We start from the raw sequence: 20,255 nt of genomic DNA on the forward strand, positions 1-20,255 counted from the left end.
CCAGCATGGCCAGCACATCGAAAAATGCGTCGACGCGCAACACCGTATTCGGAGTCGTACGCACGCAGTTACTGCGCGTCTGCCGCGAGCATCAGCGTGACTTCAACACGGAGATTCGCCTCGACAGTTCGCTGATCGCCGATCTTGGCCTCGACTCGCTGTCGCTCGTCGAAGCCGTGGTCGCAATCGAGCAGGCGTTTGGCATCGAGCGTCTGCCTCTGGAAGCGTTGAACGAAGAACGCGCCGAAACGTATTTCACGGTCGGCTCGCTAGTGGACCTGTGCATCCGGCACGCGGCGGTCCGTATAGACGCCAATGAGGGGTTGCGCACATGAGCCCGCGCCTTTCGCTGGTCACCCCGCATGCGAGACGTGGCCGGCTTGCCGCCGCGGCAGTCGCGTTCGGTCACACGCTCGGCCGCTTGCCTCTGGCGGCCGACGCGGTGCCGATCGCCGGCGCGTTCGTCTGCTCGCTGCTGCTATACGGACGGATAGCCGGCGTCGCCATTGAACCGGGCTGGCGCTTGCTGGCCGGTCTTGCGTCGTTTTTTTTGCTGTTCGTCCAGCTTCGCCTGATCGACGACCTCGACGACCTCGAACGCGACTACCCCACCGGGCACGCGCTGTCGGCGCGACGCGCACGCCTCATCGCCAGCCTCGCGGCAAGCGCGATCCTGCTCGTTGCGCTGAACGCCGGCATGGGGCACGCGCGAACGGCCGCCGCTGCCGCCACCGCACTGGCCTTCGCTGCGCCGTTCGTCTTCAAGCGGCTGCTCCCGACCAACGCGCTGCTGTGCCTACCCGTTTTCGAGGGCGCGCCCTTCGCCATCTTCATATACGGCTTTTTCTTGTGGCGCGACGTTGCTGGGCGCGAACTGAGCTTCTACGTCGTGGTGTGCGTAGCGGGTTCGATGTGGACCGGCTACGAATTCTGGAAGTTCTCGCGCAAGGTCGGCACCACCGCACTGCAGCCCTATCTCCTGTCGGCGCGCGCCATTCGGGTCGCGCTGAATGCCCTGCTGATTCTGGCGCTCGGCATCAACGTGTCGCTCTCGCGCCTGGCAAGCCTGTCGCAAACGTACGCGATCTACGCCGCGACGTTGCCGCTCGTATGGCTCGTGTGGCTGAACGCGAGCTGGCCGGGCCCCGCGAGCAGACCGGGCCGGCCACGCTGGGCTGGCACCCGCTTCATCGTCGCCGTCGAGCTCGGACTGCTGGCAGGGCTTCTCCTCAAATGACACGCAACCCTGGATGGTCACCCACGATGGATAAGCACGTTCTCGTCACCGGTGCGCGAGGTCTGTTGGGCGCCGAAGTGATCGCCCGGCTGACGGCAATGGGGTACCCGGTCGTCGCATTCTTGCGCTCCGATGGACCGGTTGTCCGCAACGACGGCACACCGCTCGCGGCAACACCGTACGGCGGCCACACACCCGCTGCCGGAACCTTCGCATGTGTGCGGGGCGACGTCGCCGAGCCCAGGCTCGGGCTCGATCCGCACACCTACGAGGCACTGCGCGCGGCAACGGGCGCGATCGTCCACTGTGCCGCGCTAACCAGCTTCGGGCGCAAGCCCGAGGTCTACGACGCGATCAACTTTCGCGGCACCGAGCGCATCGTCGAGTTCGCGCAAGGTAGCGGCGACGCGCCGATTCCGCTGCTCTACGTGAGCACCGCCTATGTCTGCGGCGAGCGCCCCGGCGTGTTCAGCGAGGACGACCTCGAACTCGGTCAGCGTCTGGGCAACCCGTATGAGCAGAGCAAGTACCGCGCGGAACAGTCGGTGCGAGCGGCGATGCGCAGCGGTCTGCCGGCGGCGGTGCTGCGCCCGTCGATCATCGTCGGCGACTCGGCGAGCGGCGTGATCCGCAAGTTCGACACGCTGTACACCGTCGTGCGCCTGACGGCCGCGGGACTCGTGCGCACGATGCCGGGCGACTACGGCGCGACGCTGAACATCGTGCCGATCGACTGGGTCGCGGACTGCGTCGTCGAAGCGCTGGCGAAGTTTCCGCTCGTGCGCGGACGCACGCTGCATCTGACCTCGGGCACGCCGACGACGCTGCGCGAAATCAATGACGTCTGCGCGGAGTTTCCCTCGTTTCACGTGCCTCGCTATGTGCCGCGGCATGTCTTCGACGCCGCCGCGATGAAACCGCTCGAGCGGCGTTACTACGACGAGGTCGTGAAACTGTACGAGTCGTACCTGACGCGCCAGGTGCGCTTTGCACGCGACGCGACCGCCGCGATCCTGCCGGCCCTGCCTCGCGCGACGGGCAAAACGCTGCTGCGCAGGATCTTTCGTTACGGGATCGCGGCGGGCTACTTCGTGCCGCGCACGGCTTGACGCTCAGGGAGCCTAACCATGTTGATGACTGATCCGATGCTCGCCGAGCTCTGGCAAAAAGCGCGGGCCGCGCTCGGCGCCCAGTTCGAACAGCGGGCACCGAGCGCCGTATTTCTCGAAGGTTCGATCGCCGAAGGCTTTGGCAACGAGCGCTCCGACGTCGACTTCGTCGCGATCGTCGATAGCGGACTAGAGCCAGCCACGATGCCGTACATCCTGTTCATCGACGGCCACCGCGTCGAGGTCAGGTTGCTGAGTCCGGCGCGGCTGCGCCGCGAACTCGCGCAGGTTCGCGCAGCGCTCGGCAAAGGCCGGCGCGCGGTCGCGCGTCTGTCGTGGAATCTGCTCGAACGGTGCCAGCGCTTTATCGGCGCGCTGCCGATCGACAACCCGGCGTTGATCGAGACGCTGCAAGCGGAGCTTGGCCGCGAGGCGCTATGCGAGGCGGTGGCGCTGTGGTTCGAGGATTTCGCGCGTCAGACCGGCCGTTATGCGGTGGCGATGTTCGCGCTCGGCGAGCCCGACTACGCACGCGCCTGGATCAGGACCGCCGCGTTTCATGCGGCGAAGAGTCACGTGGCGCGCCTCGGCGAGTGCTACATGAGCCCGAAATGGCTGTCGCTGCAACTCGAACGCGCGACCGTCGACGCCGGCCGCGTCGGCCGTCTGTGGAGCCTGCTGCACGCGCCGCGCGAGCATGGCGCCGAAAGCGGGTTCCTCGCGGCGGGGGTCGCGCTGATCCGCGAGTTCGGCGTCAACGGTGTGAGCCTCATGGCCGACAACGTGCTGATCGGCCCCGGCAAGGACACGACGACCTGGCAGATCGGCGAACGGGTCCACGTGCTGCGAGGTAGCGACGTCTTCGCGCTCGACGACGAAGCGGCCGAGGCCTGGCGAGCGATCACCTTCGACACGCCATGCACGGCCATCGCCAGCCGTGGCGACGCGCAAGCGGCGAGCCGGCAGCGCGCGCTGATCGCGGACTTCAGCCGGCTGGGTCTCGTCAGCCTGCGCTGGAAGGGCAGCGGAGAAATCCACGCACGTCAGCAGGCGACGTCGATGCCGGTGTCGCGCGCGCCGTTGATTTCGATCGACGGCGCGCGCCTCGCGGGCGGCCGCGCGAGCGGTGCCCAGTTGCTGCCGATGCCCGCCGGGCGCTTCGCCGAAGCGGGTCTCGAGATGATCTGGGCCAACATCGGTCTCGAGAACGCGCGCGAGGATGCCCAGGGCGCACTCCAGCGCGGCCAATGGAAGGTGCTCGAGTACGCGCTGCAACGGATGATGCAGACCGCCTGCATGGTCACGCTCGGCGCGCATGGCGTGACGCCGCAGTCGACGATGGAAGAAGCGACGCTCGACGCGATCCGGCTGCTACCTCTCGATGCGGCGCTGATCGACGGCATCCGCGAACTCGAACAGTGCTCGATCGGATCGGCTCGCGATGCACAGCGCTACGTCGCGCTCGCCGATGAACTCGCGCAGCGTCTGCGCGACCTCGGCGGCGACCCGCAGTTTCCGGCGAGCTTCGATACGGCGTCGGGCTGGCGCGGAACGATCCACGCCGCCTACGACTGGATCAACCTCGGCGCGCATCTGCACGCGCGCTTCCCGCAGACCGCTCACGGCGGGCGCGGTACAGCCGAGGAAGCAAGAGACCTGCTCGCTTCGTCGAGCACCTGAGCAACGGGGACCTCAATGACTTTCGACACCATTACGCGCGCACGCGGCGAATTCGAATCGGCCGAAAGCTGCGCCGCCCCGACAACATCGCCACGCGTGATCCTGACCGCGACGAGTCCGGCCGAAACCATCGAGCGGCTCGCCGGCAACAAGGGACGATCGCTCCATCGGCTTGCGAACCTCGGCGTGGCGGTGCCGCACTGGGCGATTCTCGGCACCGACTGCTTCGCGGAGTTCCGCCGCGACGGCGGCCTCGATCAGACCATCGCCGCGCTATTGCGCGACTTCACGCCTGCGAACGCCGCCGCGATCGCGAGCGCGATCCGCGAGGCCATGCTGACGTGCGACATCAGCGCCGCGTTGCGCACCGACATCGTACGCGCGCACGACATCATTGGAGACGGACCGCTCGCGGTGCGCTCGTCCGGCATCGAAGAAGACAGCGCCAGCTTCTCGTTCGCAGGCCAGTTCGACACGTTCCTCGACGTCCGCGGGCTCGACTCGACGCTCGAACACGTACGCCGGTGCTGGGCTTCCGCGTATTCCGAGCGCTCGCTGCGCTACCGGCATCAGCACGGACTCGATATCGCCGGCGCCGGTATGGCCGTGATCCTGCAGCGCCTCGTTCAGGCGGACACGAGCGGCGTCGTGTTCACGATCAACCCGGCCAACGGCAACCGCGACGAGCTCGTGCTGAGCGCCGTCTACGGGCTCGGCGAGGGACTCGTGTCGGGCGCGGTCGACGCCGACACGATCACCGTGGACCGCCACACCGGACAGCCCAGGCAGGTGGTGATCGGTGAAAAACGCGAGCGTCATGACGGACGCCACATCCGCGAGGTGCCGGCCGCGCTGCGCGACGCAGCGGCCCTCTCTAACGACGAGATCGAGCGCGTCGTGGCGGCGGCCCGCACGCTCGAAAGCGAGCTCGGCGAGCCGCTCGATATCGAATGGTGTATCGCGGAGCACCAGCTGTGGATTCTGCAGGCGCGCCCCGTGACCACGCCGATCGCACCGGCCCCGTCGCGGACCGGCGAATTTCAGCTGTGGGACAACTCCAACATCGTCGAGAACTATCCCGGCGTGACGACGCAACTGACCTTCACCTTCGCGCAGCACGTCTATGCGCAGGTGTTCGGCGAGTTCTGCCGGCTGCTCGCGATTCCGCACAAGCAGCGGCGCGAGATGGATGGCTTCCTCGGCTCGACGCTCGCGTTCCTGAACGGGCGCGTGTACTACAACCTGCTGCACTGGTACAAGCTTTCCGGGCTCGCGCCGTTCCAAAACCTCGGGCGCAAGATGATGGAAGTCCAGATGGGCGTCGACGAGCCGCTCGATCTGGCGAGCTTCGCCGCGCTGATCGCGCCGTACAAGACCGGCTCGCGCGCCGGACTCGCCTACATCCGGGCCTTGAGCGGCACGAAGTTCGCGTGGCACTTCGCGCGTCTCGAGCGCAACGTCGAGCGCTTCCGCGCGTTTTTCTATCCGGTCTACGACGAGTTCAACGCGCTCGACTATCGCTCGCTTCCCGCCGACGCGGTCTATGCGCACTACTGCCGCTTCGAGCAGGCGCTGCTAGCACGCTGGGGCATGATGATCGTGCTCGAATCGGCGATCGGTCTAAGTTACGGCGTCGTCCGGCGGCTGATCAAGCGGTGGATGCCCGGTGCGCCCGACTGGCTCGAAGTGGCGGTGATCGGCGGCATGGACGACATCGAGTCGATCGAGCCGGTCCGCAGGCTGAGCGCAATTGCGCAAGCCGTGCGGGCGAAGCCTCAGGTCGAAGCGCTGATCCGCAACACGCCGTCTGCTGTTGCGTATGCGGCGCTGCGCGGATGCGGCGCGCCCGAGATCGTCGCCGACATCGAGCGCTACCTCGCCGACTTCGCGTACCGCAGCAACAACGAACTGAAGCTCGAAGAGCCCGACCTGCGCGAAGACCCGGGCGTGCTGTTCGATATGTTGAAGGCCACGCTCGCGCATGGTGGCGCGTCGATCGATCGCAGCGCCACCGAAGCGCACATCGACGCGTTGTTGCGTGAGCGGCTCAATCCGCTGCAGCGCTGGATTTTTGCACGCGCGCGCGGCCGCGTGCGCGCCGCGATCCGGGCGCGCGAGACCGTGCGCTTTTGCCGTTCGCGCGCGTTCGGGGTCGCGCGCCGGATGTTCCGCGCAATCGGCGAGGGTCTCGCCGCCGACGGCGTGCTGGCGACGGGCCGCGACATCTTCCATCTGCGCCTCGAGGAAATTCGCGGGTGCTTCGAAGGCACCGTCTCCCACCGCGAACTGCGCCCGCTCATCGAGCAGCGCAAGCGCGACGATGCCAGCTATCGCGACATGGCTGACCTGCCGCCACGCTTCGTCACGCATGGCCCGGTAGCGGCCTGGCTCAGCAACCCGGCGAACCTCGCCGCGTTGCGCGCGGCGCCTGCCCACGCGGCCGGCGCGACGCTGCGCGGCACGCCCTGCTCGCCGGGCTTCGCCGAAGGACGGGCGAAGGTCGTGCGCGAAGCGAACGAGTTCGACGGCGGCATCCTCGTCACCTATCGGACCGACCCCGGCTGGGTGCCCGTATTCGCGTCGGCGACCGGACTGCTGATCGAGCGTGGCAGTCCGTTGACCCACGCCGCGATCGTCGCCCGCGAAATCGGCATCCCGACCGTCGTCCAGATTCCGGGCCTCACCACGCGCGTGCAGTCGGGCATGCAGCTCAAGGTCGATGGCCATAGCGGCGTGATCGAGCTGCCCGAGCCGACCTGACATGAATTGACCGCCCGTTGACCACTGAAACCGCCCCTGAAGGAAGCCACCATGTACCGCCTGCTCAACGATCGTCGCGACCTGCCGCATCTGCGGCTCTACCTCCAGTGCGCGCTGATATTCATTCCCGCCGCAGCCGTGCTGTTTGGGCTCGGCCGCTTTCCCTGGTGGCCAGACGTTGCATACGTGCTCGTCTGGAACGCGTTCGGCGACCGTTTCACGATGAGCTACCACTGCACGCTGCATCGGCGGCTCTTCAGGAAGCAGTACCGGGCGCTCGAGATCCTGCTCGACTGGGTGCTGTGTCCGTTCTTCGGTCAGACGCCGGGCACGTTCTATGTCCATCACATGGGCATGCATCACATCGACGACAACCTGCCACGCGACCTGAGCTCCACGATGCGGTTTCAGCGCGATAGCGTCATCGGCTTTCTGCACTACTACCTGCGCTTCGCCGCGCTGGTGCCGCTCGATCTGTCCGTCTATCTGTGGCGCTCGCGCAATACGAAGCTGATCAGGCAACTGCTCGTGGGTGAGGTCGCGTTCTACGCGGCGGTTGCCGCCGCCGCGTACTGGAACCTGCGGGCGACGCTCGTCGTGTTCGTGTTTCCGTTCGTGTTCGTGCGGCTGATGATGATGATCGGCAACTGGGTCCAGCACGCGTTCATCGACCCCGATCAGCCTGACAACCCGTACACGAGCAGCACCAATACGATCGACTCGCGTTTCAATGCGCGCGTCTTCAACGCCGGTTATCACATCTACCACCACGTCCGCAAAGGCACGCACTTCAGCGAGCTCACGAAGGAATTCGCGGCGAATCTCGAGAAGTACGGTCGCGAGGACGCGGTCGTGTTCGATCGCATCGACATCGCGCAGATCTGGCTGCTGCTCGTCACGCGCCAGCACCGCAAGCTCGCCACGCATTTCGTGCGCTTGCCGGGCGCGCCGGTGCGCAGCGACGACGAGGTGATCGCGCTGCTGCGTCGCCGTCTGCAGCCGATGCGCGACTGGACGCCCGCTGCTTCGCTCGATCACTGAATCTCGATTACCTGACAGGGGACCCCGTCACCATGAACCAGACGCTAGTCGATGCCGTTGCAGCGCTGCCGCGCGGCGACGCTCGAGGCCTTCGCTTCGTCTCCACGCACGGTGACGAGCACTACTATCCTTACGAGGCGCTCGAACGCGAGGCGCGCAACCACGCGAAAAAGCTCGTGGCACTGGGGCTGAACAAGGGCGAGCGCGTCGCGCTCGTGGTCCTCGACCCGGAAGCTTTCATCCTGAGCTTCCTCGGCGCCTCGTTCGCCGGTCTCGTCCCGGTACCGATATTTCCGCGCGGAAGCCTGAACTTCAGGACCCGCACACGTTACGCCGAAACCGTCAGTCACATCGTGCGCTCGGCAGGCGCCCGGATGCTGCTCACGTCGAACTCGACAAGAGAGACCATCGAGGACGTGCTCGCCGTCGACACCGGTCTCGAACGTATCGTGACCATTGAAGCGCTGCTCGACGGCGAGCCTCCCGCGTGCGATTTGCCCACGCTGCATCCCGATGACCTGTGCTTCCTGCAATACACGTCGGGCAGCACGTCGCTGCCGAAAGGCGTGATGGTCACGCATCGCAATCTGGTCGCGAATGCGACGGCGTTCCTCGGACCCCGCGGCATCGATCTGCGCGAGCAGGACGTCTATGTCAGCTGGCTGCCGCTGCACCACGACATGGGGCTCATCAGCGTGCTCGGCGCGCTGATCTGCGACTTGCCGTGCGTGCTGCTGGCAACCGAAGCGTTCGTGCGCCGGCCCGGCCTCTGGATGGAGGCGATCACGAAATACCGCGGCACCATCAGCTTCGCCCCGAACTTCGCGTACGCGCTCGCCGCTCGCCGTAGCCGCGACCAGGACCTCGAAGGCCTCGATCTGCGGCGGCTGCGCGTCGCCGGCTGCGGTGCCGAGCCGATCAACGCGCAAGCGCTGCGCCAGTTCTGCGCGCGCTTCGAGCCGGCCGGTTTTCGTGCCGAAGCGCTGCTGCCGTGCTACGGGATGGCCGAAGCAACACTCGCGATCACGTTTCACGACCACGGCCAGCCGCTCGTCACCGACGTCGTCTATGCGGCCGCGCTGGGGCTTGGTCGAGCGATACCGGCTGCGCGTGACAACGGCTTACGGACGATCGAACTGGTCGGCTGCGGCCATTGCTTTCCCGGCCACGAGTTGCGGATCGTCGACGAATCCGGGCGCGCGTTGCCCGAACGCTGTGTCGGCGAAATCGTCACGCGCGGGCCCAGCATCACCGTGGGCTATTACGGCCAGGCCGACGCGAGCGCCGACGCGTACCGCGACGGCTGGCTGCAGACCGGCGATCTCGGCTACCTCGCCGGCGACCAGCTGTATATCTGCGGCCGCAGCAAGGACCTGATCGTCATTCACGGCTCGAACCTCTATCCGCAGGACATCGAATGGGCGGTGGCCGAGTTGCCGAGCGTGCAAAGCCGCGGTGTCATCGCGTTCAGCGTGATGCGCGACGGCGACGAGACACTGGTCGTCTGTGCCGAGGGCAAGCCGGCGGAGGCCACGGCGCTGCGGCGTGCGATCGCGCAGAAGGTCGCCGAATGCGCGGGCCTGCAGGTCGGTCACGTTGCGATCGTGCAGGCGGGCAGCTTGCCGCGGACCTCGAGCGGCAAGGTACAGCGCCGCCGGACCAAGGCACAGTTCGAAGCCGGCGAGTTGGAGGAACACTCGTGAGCATGCGCTGGCGCGAGATCATGCTGACGCTGTCGGGCGCGCTCACGCTCGCCGCCTGTCACGCGAAAGAAGCCGAGGTGACGCTGCCGCGCCCGGTCGTCGCCGTGGTCGTGCATCGGGACAGCAAGCCCGTGCTCGCGACGCTGCCGGGCGAAGTCAACGCGCGCTATGCGACGCCGCTGTCGTTTCGCATCGCGGGCAAGCTGATCGAGCGGAAGGTGCGGCTCGGCGATACGGTCACGGCCGGCCAGGCGATCGCGCGGCTCGATGCCGACGACGCGCAACGCAGCCTCGCGGGCGCGCAGGCCCAATTGATGGCGGCGCAGCATCGGCTCACTTTCGCCGAGCAGCAACTCGATCGCGACCGTGCGCAGGCGCAGGAACAGCTGATCTCGACAGCGCAGCTCGAGCAGACCCAGGATGCGTATGTGGCGGCCGCCGCGCAGCGCGATCAGGCGCTACAACAGTTCGCGCTGCTGAAGAATCAGACGCAGTACACGGTCCTCACGGCGGACCATGCCGGCGTCATCACCGCCGAAGACGCCGATACCGGGCAGAACGTCGCGGCGGGACAAGCGGTCTACCATCTCGCCTGGTCCGGCGAGCTCGATATTCTCTGCGACGTGCCCGAGAGTCTGCTGAACGCGCTGGCGATCGGCAGCGCGGCCAGCGTCTCGCTGCCGGCCGCCACGGGCAGACGCTTCACGGCACACGTGCGGGAGCTGTCGCCGGCCGCGGACCCCGGCAGCCGCACCTATCGCGCGAAACTGACGCTCGATGCGCCAGGCCCCGAGGTCCGCCTCGGCATGACGGCCACCGTCACGTTCGCCGCGGCCGGCGAGGCGCAAGCGGACGACCCGATCACGCTGCCCGCGAGCGCGCTCTTTCACGACGGCAACGCGCCGGCCGTCTGGGTCGTTCGGCCGGGCGACCAGGCGCTGGAACTGCGCCGGGTCCAGGTTGGCCGCTACGACGACCGCACGATCTCGGTCGCGCGAGGCCTCAACGACGGCGAGCGCGTCGTGCTGCAAGGGGTGCATACCGTCAGCGCCGGCGAAACCGTGCGCGCGGTAGCGCCGTTGCATCCCGAGGACTTCGCATCATGAGAGCGCCGTTCGGCCAGGGGCCCGACGGAGCGGGTGGACCCGGCGGACCCGGTGGAGCGGGCGGACCGCGGCGGCCGGCAGCGGACGATACCGGCCGCTTCAATCTGTCCGCGTGGGCGATCCGTAACCAGGCGCTGGTCATCTTCGCCGTCGTGCTCGCGACGCTGTTCGGCGGGCTCGCCTATGCCCGGCTTGGACAATCCGAGGACCCGCCGTTCACGTTCCGCGCAATGGTGATCCGGACCTTCTGGCCCGGCGCGACCGCACGCCAGGTCGAGGAGCAGGTGACCGACCGGATCGGCCGCAAGCTGCAGGAAACGCCTCATCTCGACTATCTGCGCAGTTACTCGCGTCCCGGCGAATCGCTGATCGTCTTCACGATGAAAGACTCCGCGCCGGTGAACGAAGTGCGCGAGACGTGGTACCAGGTACGCAAGAAAATGGCCGACATCGCGGATACGCTTCCGCCCGGCGTGCGGGGGCCGTACTTCGACGACGAGTTCGGCGACGTCTACACGAACATCTATACGCTCGCCGGCGACGGGTTCTCGCCGGCGCAATTGCACGACTATGCCGACGAACTGCGCGGCGTGCTGCTGCGCGTGCCCGGGGTCGCGAAAGTCGATTATTTCGGCGACCCCGACGAGCACATCACGATCGAGATTCCCAACGCGCAATTGACGCGGCTCAGTATCACGCCGCAACAGCTCGCGCGGGGGATCAACGCGCAAAACGCGGTCACGCCGAGCGGCACGCTGACCACCGCGTTCGACCGCGTGTACGTGCGTCCAAGCGGCCAGTTCACCGACCTGAAGGCGATGGCCGACACGCTGATCGACATCAATCACCGCCTGGTTCGTCTCGGTGACATTGCCACGATCAGGCGCGGCTACGACGATCCGCCGGTCTCGCAGGTTCGCACCGGCGGCCGCGCGGTGCTCGCCATCGGCATCACGATGCAGGCTGGCGGCGATGTGATTCAGCTCGGCAAGCGGCTCGATGCGCAGACAGCGGAATTGCGTGCGCGTCTGCCCGCGGGGCTCGAACTCGTCGAGGTGTCGAGCATGCCGCACGCGGTCTCGCATTCGGTCAACGGTTTTCTGCGGGCCGCCGCCGAAGCGATCGTCATCGTGCTGGCCGTGAGCCTCATCTCACTGGGCTGGCGCGCCGGCGTGGTGGTGGCGATCTCGATCCCGGTCGTGCTCGCGGTGACCGCGCTATGCATGAACGGCTTCGACATCGGCCTGCACAAGATCTCGCTCGGCACGCTGGTCCTCGCGCTGGGCCTGCTCGTCGACGATGCGATCATCGCGGTCGAGATGATGGCCGTGAAGCTCGAGCAGGGCTGGGGCCGCGCGAGGGCCGCGGCGTTCGCCTACAGCAGTACCGCATTTCCGATGCTGACGGGAACCCTCGTCACGGTGGCGGGATTCCTGCCGATCGCGCTGGCGAAATCGGCCACCGGCGAATACACGCGCTCGATCTTTCAGGTGTCCGCGATTGCGCTGATCGCTTCGTGGTTCGCGGCGGTCATGCTGATTCCGTTGCTCGGCTATCACCTGCTACCCGAACGCAAGGACGCCGCACGCGAGACGCCTCGGCGCGCGCTTCGCAAGCTCCGCCGGCGCGACGACGCGCAGACGCGCCGGACCCCGGTGGCGGCGCCGCGCGCCAGCCGCTTTCATGACCGCCTGCGCGACTGCATCGCGTGGTGCGTGAAGCGGCGCCTCGTCGTGCTCGGCGTCACGGCCGCCTTGTTCGTTGCCGCGTTGGCCGGCTTCGCGTTCGTGCCGCAACAGTTCTTCCCGAGCTCCGAACGGCCCGAACTGCTCGTCGACATGCGGCTGCCCGAAGGCGCGTCGTTCGAAGCGACGCTGCGCGAAGCCGCGCGCCTCGAAAAGACGCTGGCCGGCCGGCCCGAGATCGATCATCTGGTCGACTTCGTCGGCGCGGGCGCACCGCGCTTCTACCTGCCGCTCGACGTGCAGTTGCCCCAGCCCAACTTCGCGCAGCTCGTGATCACCGCGAAGTCCGTCGACGACCGCGCAAAGCTCGAACGCTGGCTCGCGAGCACGCTGCCAAACAGCTTTCCCGCCGTGCGCGCGCGCGTTTCGCCGCTCCAGACGGGCCCCTCGGTCGGCTATCCGGTGCAGTTTCGTGTCAGCGGAAGCGACCTCGCCACCGTGCGGGAGATCGCGGAAAAGGTCGCGGCGACGATGAAAGCCGATGCCCGCACAACGGGCGTCCATTTCGACTGGGACGAACCCGGCGAACGCTCGGTGCGCTTCGAGATCGACCAGCAGAAGGCGCGCGAGCTCGGCGTCACGTCGGAAGACGTGGCGAGCTTCCTCGCAATGACGCTGTCGGGCTATACGTTCACGCAGTACCGGGTCCGCGACCGCTTGATCAGTGTCGATCTGCGTGCGCCCCAGCGCGAGCGGGTCGACCCCGACGAGATCGTGAACCTCGCGATGCCGACGCCGAACGGCCCGGTGCCGCTCGGCGCGCTCGCCCACCTCAACAACGAGCTCGAATACGGGGTGATCTGGGACCGCGACCGAAAACCGACGATTACGGTCCAGGCCGACGTGCGCGGCAACGCGTTGGATATCGACGTGACCCAGGCGATCGATCGGACGCTCGCGCCGCTACGCGCATCGCTGCCGATCGGCTACCGGATCGAGACCGGCGGCGCGGGCGAGATCAGCGGCAAGGCGCAGGCGTCGGTGATCGCGCAGCTTCCGCTGATGCTCGTCGTGGTGCTGACGCTGCTGATGATTCAACTGCGCAGCTTCGCGCGCGTGCTGATGGTCGTGCTCACCGCGCCGCTGGGGCTCATCGGCGTGGTCGCCGCACTGCTGCTGTTCGGCAAGCCGTTCGGCTTCGTGGCGATGCTCGGCGTCATTGCGATGTCCGGCATCATCATGCGCAACTCGGTGATTCTGGTCGATCAGATCGAACGCAATATCGCCGCGGGCCAGGGGCGCTTCGATGCGATCGTCGGTGCCACGGTCCGGCGCTTCCGCCCGATCATGCTGACCGCCGCGGCAGCCGTGCTCGCGCTGATCCCGCTGCTGCAATCGGCCTTCTTCGGACCGATGGCGACCGCACTGATGGGCGGCATCACGGGCGCCACGGTGTTGACGCTGTTCTTCGTTCCCGCGCTGTACGCGACCGCGTTCAAGGTGCGGCACTTCGAACGCGGTGTGCGAACCGCGACCCCGACAATCGAATATACGTGGAGCTGATCGTGGGCACAGACTGCAACCCCGTCGACGGGCCGGCGCTCGCGAGCGCGCCGCATTCGGCTGGCGCGCCGGGTCGAGCGCGGGCAGCGGCGATCCATGGTTGGCGCGCGGCGTTCGGCGCGGCCGCGACGATCGCGCTTGGCGCATGCTCGTTCGGTCCGAACGGCGAGCCGCCCGCGATGCCCTCTCCCGCCCATTACGGCGTCGAGCCTCAGCCCGCGCAAACGGTCGCCGCGCTCGGTGTCGCGCAGCACTTCACCACCGGCGCGCAGCCTGTGCCGCAATGGTGGCGGCTGTTCGAATCGACAGCGTTGAATGACCTCGTCGAAGAAGGTTTGCGCAACAGCCCGACCCTCGCTGCCGCCGACAGGCACCTTGCCGCCGCGCACGAACAACTGCGGGCGCAGATCGGCGCCTCGCTGCTGCCGTCGGTCGATCTGGTGGGGCAGGCCTCGCGCGGGCGCGATCTCGGCATTCCGGTCCCCGGCGGCCCGAACACGCTGCTTTACAACGAGTTCATCGGCGTAGTCCAGGCGCAATATACGTTCGACCTGTTCGGCGCGGTGCGTAAAGCCAACGCGGCCCGATCAGCGCGTGTCGAGATCGACGCGTATCAACGCGAAGCCGCGCGCCGCGCACTGGCCACCAACATCGTCACGGCGACGATCGCGGCGGCGATGTTGCGCGCCGAGATCGACGCGACCGAGCGATTGATCGCGCTTGCGGGCGATCAGGCTCACGATACCGAACGGCATTACGAACTCGGATCGCTGACGCGCGGCGACGTGTCGACTGCGCGGCAAAGCATCGCCGCGCTCGAGGTCAGCGTGGCCGATCTGCGGCAACGGCTGACGGTGACGAGACATGCGCTTGCGGTGCTGCTCGGCCGCACGCCCGACGCGGCGCCGCCCGAGCCCGAGCTGGCGAGCCTGCACTTGCCGCAGGACCTGCCCGTCGTGCTGCCATCGGACCTGTTGCGCGCGCGGCCCGATATCGCGGCCGCCGAGTCGGCGCTGAAGGCCGCCGCAGACGACGTCGGCGTCGCGACGGCACAGCTGTTTCCGAGCCTGACGCTGAACGCTTCGATGGGACAAGGCGGCTTCAACTGGCCGCTCGCGCTGTCGGGCGCAGGCGCGATCTGGAGCATCGCCGCGACGATGTCGCAGGCGCTTTTTCATGGCGGCGCGCTCGTCGCACAGCGGCGCGCGGCAATCGACACCTACGAGGCCGCCGTGTTCGAGTACAAGCAGACTGTGCTGGCGGCGTTCGAAAACGTCGCGGACACGCTTGCGTCGCTCGAACACGACGCGCAGGCGCTCGACGCCGCGAGCGGCGCTGCCCGTGAGGCACGCGAGGCGTTCGACGATGCCACGTCACGTCACCGGCTCGGCGCGCTGCCCGCTGCATCCGCCCGCGGCGGCGAGCAGCAGTACGAAGCAGCGAGGCTCGAAGAAATCCGCCTGATCGGCCGGCGCCTGGCCGATACGGCGACGCTGTTTCAGGCGATGGGCGAGCTGCCGGCGGGCAGCAGCCAGACACCTGACCATCTGGCCGGCAAGTGATCGGGCCGCCGCTGCCGACGGCGCCCGCTTGCGTTCAGCCGGCGCGTCGGCGCGGAACGCCCACAAGGTAAGTCAGACCGATCGGCGAGCCCTGCACCGGCAGTGTGCCGATGTCCCATTCGAAGCTCTGCTGGTCCGGGATACGCGCCACCATCTCACGCAATTCGTCGGGGTTGTAGATGCGCAGCATCGACACGATGCCGTCGAACAGACACAGCAGCGGGATAGCCGGCAGCACATAGGTGAGCGCTAGTCGCGACCAGCGAAACGGTCGGATCAGCGGAGTCAGCGCGAGCATCATCAGCGGCATCGCCAGGATGAACACGACGCCGAGCAGCCGGTGGTCGGCACCCTCGACGATGACGATCGCGCGACGCTTCGTCACCGCGTCGGCGAGGATCGCCCGCGCATCGTCCGGCCGAAAATGGTGGAAAGCGTTGAACATCGTGCGCACACCGTCGAATCCCGATGGCACGTCCATCGCGTCCACCGGTTCGCTCACATAGGTGACGCGGCCGGCTGCTCCGGCGGATACGCGCTCGTACGCGGCGCGATTGGGATAGAAGTCGGTCAGCTGCACCGTCACGCGTCCGGACTGCGCGAGCAACGGTGCAAGCGTCTGCCACGGGCCGCCGCCGCCCGAGCACAGATCGACGATCCGGTCGTTGCCGACCCGCCGCATCGCTTCGCGCAGCTTGCCCGCGATGACGTTGAAGCCCTTGAGGGTATTCGCCAGGAAATGCAGCCAGTCCGTCCCGCCGTCACGGATCGCCCGTGGGCACCACGGCTGGTCTTCGATTTCGAGCAGATGCAGGCGTCGCATGATCACGCGGGCAACCGAGGTAACTGAAAACCGGCGGATTTCATAACGTGCCCTGGCAGGGGTGCAACCGGGTAGACAGAGAAGGCCTGCACGCTAGGGCCTGTCAGCCTTGGCGAGCGGCAACTTACTACCGAACTTAAACGAGCCAACGCGTGGGCTTCTTAACGACGTCAGTCGACTATACGCTGAGCCGCGCCGGCGACGTTAGCGGTTCGCATCCTGCATAATGACCACGCATGAGGATTTACCCGCATCATCCGCCGGACGGCGGCCGGGAGACGAGCGATGCAAAACGACAGACCGCCGCCGCGGCGGGTGACATATGAGAAAGGGATCCGGATCGGCGGCCCCGGCTGGTTCGGCCGGTTGCTGGCCGTCGCCCTGAGCGCGATCTTGTTCGTGGTGGCCGCGATGCTGTCGATCGTGCTGTTCGCCGTGCTGTTCGCGGTCGGCACGATCGTCGTCGGGTATCTGTGGTGGAAGATGCGCGCGTTGCGCCGGCAGACGGTCGCGTATGGCGACGACCGCACCATCGACATGGAGGTCGTCCACAAGGACCCGCCCGACGACGATTCCGCGCCACGCTGAGGATCGGCTACGCGCGTGCCTCAAGCCGCAAGGGCCGCTTCGACCGCGCTTACGTAATTGCGAAAGCCGGCCTGCTGCAGCGCCTCTCGCAGCCGCAGGAGTTCATGTCGCGTGGCTTCGCTGAGCGGCGCCTGAAGCGCGAGTGCAAGCGCACGGCCACGCGCCGCGAAAAGCTCGGACCACGGCAACGGTTCGCGCTGTGTATAGGCCTCGAGTGCGTCCACGTAGTGCAGCATGCCAGCAGGATCGCCCGCCCCCAGCATCGCTTCGACGGCGTCGCGATAAAACCACAGGTGATTGTGGCCGACCGCGCCGAGGCGCAACAGCGCCTCGCCTTCAGCCAGTAGCCGCGTACGCTCGCCGTTATCGTCAACCGCACGGCTCAGTGCGCTCAAGGCCTTTGGCCCGGAAAACTGAGTCCCTACCTCGCGTGAGATGGCGAGTGCTTCGCGCAGCGCCACCACTGCTTCACTACGGCATCCTTCGTCCAGTAACAGGCGACCCTGCATCTCCAGATTCTGCGCTTCGAAACGGCGCGCACCCAATTGCCGGATCACACGCATTTCCTGCACCAGATGCTTGCCGGCCGCCTGCGCATCGCCCAGTTCCTGGCAGGCGAACACCCCCAGCGTCTCCCCCAGCAATTGCGCGCGAGGCTGCCCGATCAACTCGGCGGCGCGGGCGGCGGCGCTTGCGTCCTCGCGAGCCTGACTTGCGTCGTTCAGGTAAATGCGGCTGAAGCCCTGCATCGACAGATTGGCAACCTCGATGCGGCCGAACCCGTGTTCGCGGCTCATCGCGACGCATTCGCTGAAATGATGGAACGCGGTCCGCATGCGCCCCTGCGCATACGCCGCATCCGCCAGGCCGCCGAGCGCGCGAGCCTCTGCCTCGGGCAGACCGAGGCGCCGCGCGTAGTCAAGACCGCGCTCATGCTCGGCGCTGCAGGCGTCGATCTTGCCGAGCGGAAAGAGAATGTTGCCGCGCAGGTAGTGGAGGCTTGCAAGCTCGGCCAGCCGGTTGTCTCGCTCCGCGATCTTTTGCGCTTGCGCGAGTAAGCCGAGTGCTTCGTCGAGACCCTCGCTGACACGCAGACCTTCCGCGAGCCCGAGTTGGCAGTCGCAACGGGCGGCGTCGTCAGTGGCGGCGACGAGTGCAGTGCGGTACGTCACGATCGATCCTGCGATGTCGCCCAGGTCGCGCTGAAGTTCGCCCTTGCAGCAGCTCAGTGCATGGCGGTCCGCGTCCGACTGCGCGATTTCGATGCCGCGCTCGGCCAGCCGCAGCGCGGCTTCGAAACGATGGGCGGCACGCTGTGCGGCCGCCGCGCCCAGGTAGGCGTGCGGCGCGTGCTCGTCTTCGGCGCGGTCGAGGTGCTGGGCGTGCAGCGTGACATCGCTCTGTGCGAACCATTCGGCCGCGCGCAGATGAAGTTCACGGCGGCGCGCACGCAACAACGTCGAGTAGGCGCTCTCCTGGATCAATGCGTGGGCGAACAGGAAGTCCTCGCCTTCCGGCAGCACGAGTGCATTGACGAGCAGGCCGTCGCAGACGTAGCCAGGATCGTCCACCAGCTCTCGCAGCAGCGCGAGGTCGAAACGCTGGCCGATCACGGCGGCCGCCTGGAACGCCAGGCGGTCACGGGGCGCGAGCCGGTCCATCCGCGCGAGCACGAGACTGCGGATCGACGCGGGCACGTTGCCGCCGCTGCCTTCTTCAGCGTTGCGCAGCAGTTGTTCGAGAAACAACGGATTGCCGCCCGCGCGCTCGATGCAGGCGAGCGCGACGCGCTGGGTCGCATCGATGAAATTGCCCGCCAGGCTCAGGGCCTCGTCCTTGCGAAGCGGTCCGAGATCGATCGTGGCGAACGGGGTGTCGCGGCAACGTGCGCGCCAGCCTGCATCGATCGGATCGCCTTCCACGCGCGAAGTCGTGACCAGCAGGCCCGTGCCGTTGGCAATGCCTGACGCGAACGCCGACAGGTAGCCGATGACTTCGGCATCGGCCCAATGCAGGTCTTCGACGACGATGAGCGTCGCCGCATGGGCGCAAGCGTCCTCGGTCAGCCTCACGGCGAGCGCCTGCTTGCCGCGCTTGCGCGCGCCGTGGTCCATGGCCTCGTAGATGGTTTGCCATTCGGCGGCCTGCGGGAGATCGAGGAAGTCGTGCAGAAACACGATCTGCTCGGCCTTGACGACACCTTGGGTCGCGACCTGCGCGGCGGCGGCCTGCCGCGCTTCACTCGATGCACCGGCCGGTAAGCCGAGCAGGCTTCCAATGATGGTCCGCACCGGATCCTGGCCCTTGCCGACACCGAAATCGAGCACGAGGCTTCGATGGAGCGTGAAGCCCTGTGCCTGCGCATGGCGGCGCATCTCGTCGACGAGCCGTGTCTTGCCGATCCCGGCTTCGCCCCGCACATGAACGACATGCCCTGCGCGCCTTGCCATGCACGCATGAAGGATGCCGTGAAACTGTTCGAGCTCGGCTTCGCGTCCGACGAAGCGGCTGCGGCTCGTCCTGACGGGCTCGCTGCCAAGCGCGACGAGCCGCCATGCCCGCACCGGCGTGTCGATGCCCTTGAAGCGCCGCTCGCCGATTGCTTCGCAACTGGCGGCGTCGCCGAGCGTGCGCGCCGCGTCGTCGGATATCCAGGTTTCGCCGGCGGCCGCGGCTGCCACGAGCCGAGCGGCCAGGTTCACCGGATCACCATGCACGGTGTAGTCCTGCGCGTCGGCGCGGCCCAGCGCGCCCGCGATGACCTCGCCACTCGCCATGCCGATATGCGCCTGCAACGGCCGCCCGGTCTGCGCGGCCAGCCGCGCCAGGCCGTCGTGAATGTCGAGAGCGGCACGGGCGGCGCGCAGCGTGTCCGTCTCGTGCGAGCGGGGCGCGCCGAACAGCGCCATCACCGCGTCGCCGATGTGCTTGTCGATCGTGCCGCCATAGGCGAGCACGATCCCGTCGACCAGCGCCGTGTAGCGTCCGATCAGCGCGCGCAAGTCTTCGGGATCGAGCGAGCGGGACAGCATCGTGTAGCCGCAGAGATCGGCGAACAGAATCGTGACCTGCCTGCGCTCGTCCGCGGGCACCTCGTTGTCGGCGGAGGTCTGGGACGGTAGCGGCGCGGCCGCCGTTAGGGCGCCTGCCGCCGCGGCCAGAATGCGCTTACGGTGGCCGAGCGACTGTACCCCCAGCTCTTTCAGGTCCACGTCGGTCAGTTGCCCGAGCAGCGACATGTCGATGTCGTTTGCCGCGAACGCGTGGGCGTACTGCTCGAGCCCGAGGTCCCGCAGCCATTTCTCGATATCCATGTTCGTCGCCCCGCCTCCGATGCGTGGCCCCGCGGGCAAAAGCTCAGACGAATAGCGCGCCTGCCGACCGCCGGTGTGAACGGC

General features: G+C 67.4%; 13 protein-coding genes. 11 read left to right on the forward strand and 2 right to left on the reverse strand.

Annotated elements, in window-relative coordinates:
* Positions 1 to 5 precede the first annotated feature (5 nt).
* Genes OKW35_RS15685 through OKW35_RS15730 form a run of 10 tightly spaced genes read left to right on the forward strand, consistent with a single transcriptional unit; the run spans position 6 to position 15,446 of the window.
* A complete protein-coding gene (locus OKW35_RS15685) occupies positions 6 to 335 on the forward strand; it encodes an acyl carrier protein (RefSeq protein ID WP_429552502.1) in 330 nt (109 codons plus the stop codon).
* Complete coding sequence (locus OKW35_RS15690; RefSeq protein WP_429552503.1) at positions 332 to 1,237, forward strand: hypothetical protein; 906 nt, start codon at positions 332 to 334, stop codon at positions 1,235 to 1,237. Before OKW35_RS15685 ends, OKW35_RS15690 begins: the two co-directional genes overlap by 4 nt.
* A gap of 26 nt (positions 1,238 to 1,263) precedes the next feature.
* Positions 1,264 to 2,346 carry an SDR family oxidoreductase gene (locus OKW35_RS15695; protein ID WP_187615755.1) on the forward strand — a complete coding sequence of 361 codons (1,083 nt, stop codon included), beginning with the start codon at positions 1,264 to 1,266 and terminating at the stop codon, positions 2,344 to 2,346.
* 18 nt (positions 2,347 to 2,364) lie between these two features.
* Positions 2,365 to 4,026, forward strand: coding sequence for a nucleotidyltransferase domain-containing protein (locus OKW35_RS15700; protein WP_429552504.1), 1,662 nt, complete (start codon positions 2,365 to 2,367; stop codon positions 4,024 to 4,026).
* Positions 4,027 to 4,041: 15 nt separating this feature from the next.
* On the forward strand, positions 4,042 to 6,786 hold the full coding sequence (locus OKW35_RS15705; RefSeq protein ID WP_429552505.1) for a phosphoenolpyruvate synthase: 2,745 nt from the start codon (positions 4,042 to 4,044) through the stop codon (positions 6,784 to 6,786).
* A 51-nt stretch (positions 6,787 to 6,837) separates the two neighbouring features.
* Entirely contained in the window at positions 6,838 to 7,827 is a 990-nt protein-coding gene (locus OKW35_RS15710; RefSeq protein ID WP_429552506.1) for a fatty acid desaturase, read from the forward strand.
* Positions 7,828 to 7,859: 32 nt separating this feature from the next.
* Entirely contained in the window at positions 7,860 to 9,530 is a 1,671-nt protein-coding gene (locus tag OKW35_RS15715; RefSeq protein WP_429402391.1) for a fatty acyl-AMP ligase, read from the forward strand.
* Between the two features lie 2 nt (positions 9,531 to 9,532).
* Positions 9,533 to 10,636 carry an efflux RND transporter periplasmic adaptor subunit gene (locus OKW35_RS15720; RefSeq protein WP_429552794.1) on the forward strand — a complete coding sequence of 368 codons (1,104 nt, stop codon included), beginning with the start codon at positions 9,533 to 9,535 and terminating at the stop codon, positions 10,634 to 10,636.
* On the forward strand, positions 10,633 to 13,884 hold the full coding sequence (locus OKW35_RS15725) for an efflux RND transporter permease subunit (RefSeq protein ID WP_429552507.1): 3,252 nt from the start codon (positions 10,633 to 10,635) through the stop codon (positions 13,882 to 13,884). The genes OKW35_RS15720 and OKW35_RS15725 overlap by 4 nt, the downstream gene beginning before the upstream one ends.
* A 2-nt stretch (positions 13,885 to 13,886) precedes the next feature.
* Complete coding sequence (locus tag OKW35_RS15730; RefSeq protein ID WP_429552508.1) at positions 13,887 to 15,446, forward strand: efflux transporter outer membrane subunit; 1,560 nt, start codon at positions 13,887 to 13,889, stop codon at positions 15,444 to 15,446.
* Between the two features lie 34 nt (positions 15,447 to 15,480).
* On the opposite strand, the gene OKW35_RS15735 is transcribed toward OKW35_RS15730, so the two are convergent.
* The gene (locus OKW35_RS15735) at positions 15,481 to 16,269 is read right to left on the reverse strand and encodes a class I SAM-dependent methyltransferase (protein ID WP_429552509.1); all 789 of its coding nucleotides are present in this window, start codon (positions 16,267 to 16,269) and stop codon (positions 15,481 to 15,483) included.
* Positions 16,270 to 16,554: 285 nt separating this feature from the next.
* Here OKW35_RS15735 and OKW35_RS15740 point away from each other — a divergent pair, with 285 nt between their 5' ends.
* Complete coding sequence (locus OKW35_RS15740; protein WP_429355009.1) at positions 16,555 to 16,857, forward strand: hypothetical protein; 303 nt, start codon at positions 16,555 to 16,557, stop codon at positions 16,855 to 16,857.
* 20 nt (positions 16,858 to 16,877) lie between these two features.
* Here OKW35_RS15740 and OKW35_RS15745 read toward each other — a convergent pair whose 3' ends face one another.
* Positions 16,878 to 20,171, reverse strand: a complete 3,294-nt coding sequence (locus OKW35_RS15745; protein WP_429552510.1) for an adenylate/guanylate cyclase domain-containing protein — start codon at positions 20,169 to 20,171, stop codon at positions 16,878 to 16,880.
* Positions 20,172 to 20,255: the final 84 nt, after the last annotated feature.

The organism is Paraburkholderia sp. MM5477-R1 (assembly GCF_050436385.1).
GTDB lineage: Bacteria > Pseudomonadota > Gammaproteobacteria > Burkholderiales > Burkholderiaceae > Paraburkholderia > Paraburkholderia tuberum.